Origin of the sequence: Klebsiella sp. MS 92-3, from assembly GCF_000195655.1 — a bacterium.
GTDB lineage: Bacteria > Pseudomonadota > Gammaproteobacteria > Enterobacterales > Enterobacteriaceae > Klebsiella > Klebsiella pneumoniae.
The window spans coordinates 46,449-51,533 of record NZ_GL882741.1 but is presented as its reverse complement, the minus strand read 5'-3'; the positions used below and the strand labels follow the sequence as shown (position 1 = coordinate 51,533).

The 5,085-nt window shown below is 54.9% G+C and carries 6 protein-coding genes; 4 read left to right on the top strand and 2 right to left on the bottom strand.

Going from position 1 to position 5,085, the window contains the following annotated elements; genetic code table 11:
* The coding region (locus HMPREF9538_RS29290; protein WP_009484152.1) for a glucose PTS transporter subunit IIA at positions 1 to 491 on the top strand (491 nt) is incomplete at its 5' end.
* A 178-nt stretch (positions 492 to 669) separates the two neighbouring features.
* Positions 670 to 2,337, top strand: coding sequence for a glutamine--tRNA ligase (glnS, locus tag HMPREF9538_RS22750; protein WP_004893401.1), 1,668 nt, complete (start codon positions 670 to 672; stop codon positions 2,335 to 2,337).
* Between the two features lie 53 nt (positions 2,338 to 2,390).
* On the opposite strand, the gene HMPREF9538_RS33295 is transcribed toward glnS, so the two are convergent.
* Positions 2,391 to 2,543: a hypothetical protein gene (locus tag HMPREF9538_RS33295; RefSeq protein ID WP_410404544.1), complete on the bottom strand. Its 153-nt coding sequence runs from the start codon at positions 2,541 to 2,543 to the stop codon at positions 2,391 to 2,393.
* Between the two features lie 229 nt (positions 2,544 to 2,772).
* Between HMPREF9538_RS33295 and chiP the strand changes: the two genes are divergently transcribed.
* On the top strand, positions 2,773 to 4,176 hold the full coding sequence (gene chiP, locus HMPREF9538_RS22760; protein WP_004152230.1) for a chitoporin ChiP: 1,404 nt from the start codon (positions 2,773 to 2,775) through the stop codon (positions 4,174 to 4,176).
* 47 nt (positions 4,177 to 4,223) lie between these two features.
* Positions 4,224 to 4,556 (top strand): ChiQ/YbfN family lipoprotein, encoded by a 333-nt coding sequence (chiQ, locus tag HMPREF9538_RS22765; protein ID WP_002894759.1) that lies wholly within the window; start codon positions 4,224 to 4,226, stop codon positions 4,554 to 4,556.
* Between the two features lie 51 nt (positions 4,557 to 4,607).
* On the opposite strand, the gene HMPREF9538_RS22770 is transcribed toward chiQ, so the two are convergent.
* A partial coding sequence (locus tag HMPREF9538_RS22770) for an MFS transporter (protein WP_228701544.1) occupies positions 4,608 to 5,085 on the bottom strand: 478 nt, incomplete at its 5' end.

Below are 5,085 nucleotides of genomic sequence, written 5' to 3'. Positions count from 1 at the left end.
CTAAGCCGCAGGCGGTAGCGAACGCGAAGACCGTTGAGTCGCTGGTTTCGCCGATTACCGGTGACGTGGTGGCCCTCGAGCAGGTGCCGGACGAAGCCTTCGCCAGCAAAGCCGTTGGCGACGGGATCGCGGTGAAACCGACCAGCAACATCGTGGTGGCCCCGGCCGCCGGTACCGTGGTGAAAATTTTCAACACTAACCACGCGTTCTGCCTCGAAACCAACAACGGTGCGGAAATCGTCGTTCACATGGGTATCGACACCGTGGCGCTGGAGGGCAAGGGCTTCAAACGTCTGGTTGAAGAGGGCACGGACGTGAAGGCGGGTGAGCCGATTCTGGAAATGGATCTGGACTTCCTCAACGCCAACGCGCGCTCAATGATCAGTCCGGTCGTCTGCAGCAACAGCGATGACTACAGCGCGCTGGTGATACTGGCGAGCGGTAAGGTCGTTGCTGGCCAGACGCCGCTGTATGAGATTAAAGGCAAGTAAGGCTCCTGAGTCGAGTTTTTGCCTCAGCGGCGAAGGGAAACCTTCGCCGCTTTTTTTTCCAGCAATCGGCCCCATAATCCTCTTCTGATACCTATTTTACGTAACTAATAGTTGTCACTACGCCCTGCTTGTAAGATCATGTGCCGTTATACGTTGTTTACGCTTTGAGGAACCCGTGATGAGTGAGGCAGAAGCCCGCCCGACTAACTTTATCCGTCAGATTATTGATGAAGATCTGGCTACCGGTAAACATACCACCGTTCACACTCGCTTCCCGCCGGAGCCGAACGGTTATCTGCACATTGGCCATGCAAAATCCATCTGCCTGAACTTCGGCATCGCCCAGGATTATCAGGGCCAATGCAACCTGCGTTTCGATGACACCAACCCGGTGAAAGAAGATATCGAATACGTTGAGTCGATTAAAAACGACGTGCAGTGGTTAGGTTTCCACTGGTCCGGGGACGTATGCTACTCGTCTGATTATTTCGATCAGCTGCATCAGTATGCGGTTGAGCTGATCAACAAAGGTCTGGCCTATGTTGATGAACTCTCTCCTGATGAAATTCGCGAATACCGCGGCACCCTGAAAGCGCCGGGTAAAAACAGCCCGTATCGCGACCGCAGCGTGGAAGAGAACTTGGCGCTGTTTGAAAAAATGCGCAGCGGCGGCTTCGAAGAAGGCAAAGCCTGCCTGCGCGCGAAGATCGATATGGCGTCGCCGTTTATCGTGATGCGCGATCCGGTGCTGTACCGCATTAAGTTCGCTGAGCATCATCAGACTGGCAACAAGTGGTGCATCTACCCGATGTACGACTTCACCCACTGCATCAGCGATGCGCTGGAAGGCATTACCCACTCGCTGTGTACCCTGGAGTTCCAGGACAACCGCCGCCTGTACGATTGGGTGCTGGACAACATCAGCATCCCGGTGCATCCGCGTCAGTACGAATTCTCGCGCCTGAATCTCGAATACACCGTGATGTCCAAGCGTAAGCTGAACCAGCTGGTGACTGAGAAGCACGTGGAAGGCTGGGACGACCCGCGTATGCCGACCATCTCCGGTCTGCGTCGTCGCGGCTACACCGCCGAATCCATCCGTGAGTTCTGCAAGCGCATCGGCGTGACCAAGCAGGACAATACCATCGAGATGGCGTCGCTGGAGTCCTGCATTCGTGAAGATCTGAACGAAAACGCCCCGCGCGCGATGGCGGTGATCGATCCGGTGAAACTGGTTATCGAGAACTATCCGCAGGGCGAAAGCGAAATGGTGGTGATGCCGAACCATCCGAACAAGCCGGAAATGGGCAGTCGTGAAGTGCCGTTCAGCGCCGAAATCTGGATCGATCGCGCGGACTTCCGCGAAGAAGCCAACAAACAGTACAAGCGTCTGGTGCTGGGTAAAGAAGTGCGTCTGCGCAACGCCTACGTCATCAAAGCGGAACGCGTGGAGAAAGATGCCGAAGGCAATATTACCACCATCTTCTGCACCTACGATGCCGACACCCTGAGCAAAGACCCGGCCGACGGCCGCAAGGTCAAAGGCGTGATCCATTGGGTAAGCGCGGCGCATGCGCTGCCGGTAGAGATCCGTCTCTACGATCGTCTGTTCAGCGTGCCAAACCCGGGCGCGGCGGACGATTTCCTCGCGGTAATCAACCCGGAATCGCTGGTGATCAAACAGGGGTACGCGGAGCCGAGCCTGGCGCAGGCCGAAGCCGGCAAAGCTTACCAGTTTGAGCGTGAAGGCTATTTCTGCCTCGACAGCCGCTATGCAACCGCAACCAGTCTGGTGTTCAACCGCACCGTCGGGCTGCGTGATACCTGGGCGAAAGCGGGCGAATAACATTTCTTTTCTGTCAAAGCGTCGCTCCCAGCGGCGCTTTTTTTGTTTCAGAATCAGCTAATTAAACTTTTCATTTTCGCGATGCGAATTAATTCTGTTTCTGCGCGGTAATAAATAGCGCTTCTGATGTTTCCTGTCACATACAAAAAACCAATGTAATCGCTTTCAATGATTGCGTTTTTCCCTGATTTTGCAATGACTTCCATAACAAAATCATCAGAGATAAGACTGTAACAAAACGACATAAAATATGTGCGCTTTGTCATAATCTTAAGCTTTGCCTCACGAAAAACATTGATAATTCGCGTCACGAAAAATAGTCTATCTACAGTGGTTTCGCGGTCTTTTTTACCGCCCCACATTTTGCAGTTTTATTTATTTTTTAGCGATTGACCGCTGGTCTTCGCCTTTTAAAACGTCAAAGAGGATATGCACATGCGTACGTTTAGTGGCAAACGTAGTACGCTGGCGCTGGCTATTGCCGCCGTCACCGCGATGTCGGGCTGGGTTGTGGCTCCACAAGCCAGCGCAGCAGGCTTTATCGATGATTCAACCTTAACCGGCGGTATCTATTACTGGCAGCGTGAGCGTGACCGTAAAGATGTGACCGACGGCGACAAATACAAAACCAACCTTTCCCACTCCACCTGGAACGCCAACCTGGACTTCCAGTCCGGCTATGCCGCCGATATGTTTGGCCTTGATATTGCCGCGTTTACCGCGATTGAAATGGCGGAGAACGGCGATAGCGGCCACCCGAACGAAATTGCCTTCTCGTCACGTAACAAAGCCTATGACGAAGACTATTCCGGCGATAAGAGCGGCATCAGCCTGTATAAAGCCGCAGCGAAATTCAAATATGGTCCGGCGTGGGCACGTGCGGGCTATATCCAGCCAACCGGCCAGACTCTGCTGGCCCCGCACTGGAGTTTTATGCCAGGTACCTATCAGGGGGCGGAGGCCGGGGCTAACTTCGACTATGGCACGGCGGGCGCGTTAAGTTTCTCCTATATGTGGACGAACGAGTATAAAGCGCCATGGCATATCGAGATGGACGATTTCTATCAGAACGATAAGAAGACCAAAGTCGATTATCTCCACTCCGTCGGCGCTAAATATGATTTCAAAAATGACCTGGTGCTGGAGGCGGCATTTGGTCAGGCTCAGGGCTATATCGATCAGTACTTTGCTAAAGCCAGCTACAAGTTTGACGTCGCCGGCGCGCCGCTGAGCACCAGCTACCAGTTCTACGGCACCCGCGATAAGGTCAGCAACGGCGGGGTCAACGACATCTATGATGGCACCGCATGGCTGCAGGCGTTAACCTTTGGTTATAAGGTGGCGGATGTCCTGGATCTGCGTCTCGAGGGAACCTGGGTGAAGGCTGATGGCCAGCAGGGCTACTTCCTGCAGCGTATGACCCCGACCTACGCCTCTTCCAATGGTCGTCTCGATATCTGGTGGGATAACCGCTCCGACTTTAACGCCAATGGCGAAAAAGCGGTCTTCTTTGGCGCGATGTATGACATGAAAAACTGGGATATGCCGGGCTGGGCGTTCGGCGCGTCTTATGTCTACGCCTGGGATGCGAAGCCGGGCCGAATGTCCTCTCCGGATGCGTACTATGACCCTGACTATCGCCTGAAAGAGTCGGCCTATAGCCTGGATGCAATGTATACCGTACAGGAAGGGCGGGCGAAGGGCACCCTGTTCAAACTGCACTTTACCCAATACGACAACCATTCCGATATTCCGAGCTGGAGCGGCGGCTACGGCAACATCTTCCAGGATGAGCGCGACGTGAAGTTCATGGTTATCGCCCCGTTCACTATTTTCTGATGCCTGCGCGGCGGGCGTGAGCCTGCCGCACCTCTGGGAGAACGACAATGAAAAAAATGCTGCTTATTGCCATGATGGCAGCGGGCCTGGTGGCCTGCACCACGTCGCCGGCGCCGAAAGAAGACACCAAACTGAAAGATGCCTATAGCGCCTGTATTAATACGGCGGAAGGGAATCCGGACAAGATTGAAGCCTGCCAGAGCGTACTGAATGTGCTGAAAAAGGATAAACAGCACCAGCAGTTCGCCAACCAGGAGAGCGTTCGCGTCCTGGATTACCAACAGTGTATTCAGGCCACCCGCACCGGCAACGATCAGGCGGTGAAAGCGCGCTGCGATCAGATCTGGAAGGAGATCCGCAGCAATAATACGACCCATTAAATCAGACGGCAGCGGTAAACGGGCGGGGCATACCTCCGCCCGTTTGTTTTTTTAGCGCTGACTCTCCGCCGGCTGATAGCCGCGGCTCAGCCGCACGAACAACAGGACGGTGGCGACGAACCCGCATAGCGCGGCGCACATTAGCCACCAGCCCGGCGTGCTTTTATCGCCGGTGAGCTCGACCAGGGCTGTGGAAATAGCTGGCGTCAGTCCGCCGAAGATCGTGGTGGCAAGGCTGAAGGCCAGCGAAAAGCCCACGGTGCGGACGTATACCGGCATCACTTCGGTAAGCGCCGCGACCATCGCGCCGTTATACATGTCAAAGAAGAACGAGAACCATACCAGGACCAGCGTCATACGGGTGAAATCGGGCGCGACGGTGAGCCAGTGCATCACCGGCCAGGTGGTGAGCAGCGCCAGCACGGTAATGCCCATCAGCACCGGACGACGACCGATCCGGTCAGAGATCGCCCCGCTGGCGAAGTTCCATATCAACTCTCCGGACAAAGCGGGGACGAGGAAAGTCACC

Excerpts from the sequence above, each read along its gene's own strand:
- glnS (WP_004893401.1), top strand. The coding sequence starts at position 670 with ATGAGTGAGGCAGAAGCCCGCCCGACTAACTTTATCCGTCAGATTATT.
- chiP (WP_004152230.1), top strand. The coding sequence starts at position 2,773 with ATGCGTACGTTTAGTGGCAAACGTAGTACGCTGGCGCTGGCTATTGCC.
- HMPREF9538_RS33295 (WP_410404544.1), bottom strand. The coding sequence starts at position 2,543 with ATGGAAGTCATTGCAAAATCAGGGAAAAACGCAATCATTGAAAGCGAT.
- chiQ (WP_002894759.1), top strand. The coding sequence starts at position 4,224 with ATGAAAAAAATGCTGCTTATTGCCATGATGGCAGCGGGCCTGGTGGCC.